The organism is Facilibium subflavum (assembly GCF_003574485.1).
Lineage (GTDB): Bacteria > Pseudomonadota > Gammaproteobacteria > Francisellales > Francisellaceae > Facilibium > Facilibium subflavum.
In genome coordinates, this window is sequence record NZ_QLIT01000346.1 from 1 (window position 1) to 535 (window position 535).

Here is a 535-nt window from a genome sequence, read left to right on the forward strand (position 1 = left end):
GGATACCAAGTTCTTTAAATCTAGCTGCATTATTCTCAAATCCTGGTAGCTGATATGTAGAACAAGTTGGTGTAAATGCTCCAGGTAATGAAAATACTATTACTCTTTTATTATCAAAGATATCTGCTGAAGTTACATCTTGCCATCTAAATGGATTAGAACCACCAATACTTTCATCTCTAACTCTAGTTTTAAAAGTTACATTAGGTACTCTTTTAGTCATGTTTAGCTCCTTGCTTTGTTAAGATTCACTGTATATTGTATAAGTATAAAACATAATTTAAAATATATAATACTTATCATTACAATAAGATTTACTTATATGAATACTCGTACACTTGAATATATCATCTCAGTATATGAGACTAAACGCTTTATTACAGCGTCTGAAAGGTGCTTTGTAAGTCAACCAGCATTAAGTATGCAAATAAAAAAATTTGAGGAATATATTGGAGTACAGATATTCGAGCGAGGTTCTAAACAGGTTCTAATAACAAAACGTGGGATTAAAATAATTAACCAAGCATATAAGATT

General features: G+C 29.9%; 2 protein-coding genes. One reads left to right on the forward strand and one right to left on the reverse strand.

The window, feature by feature from the left end; all coding sequences use genetic code 11:
- Positions 1-223, reverse strand: a 223-nt coding sequence (locus DNK84_RS13850; protein WP_162902521.1) for a redoxin family protein, incomplete at its 3' end; no start/stop codon positions are given.
- 99 nt (positions 224-322) lie between these two features.
- On the opposite strand from DNK84_RS13850, the gene DNK84_RS13855 reads away from it, so the two are divergent.
- The coding region (locus tag DNK84_RS13855) for a LysR family transcriptional regulator (protein ID WP_119345025.1) at positions 323-535 on the forward strand (213 nt) is incomplete at its 3' end.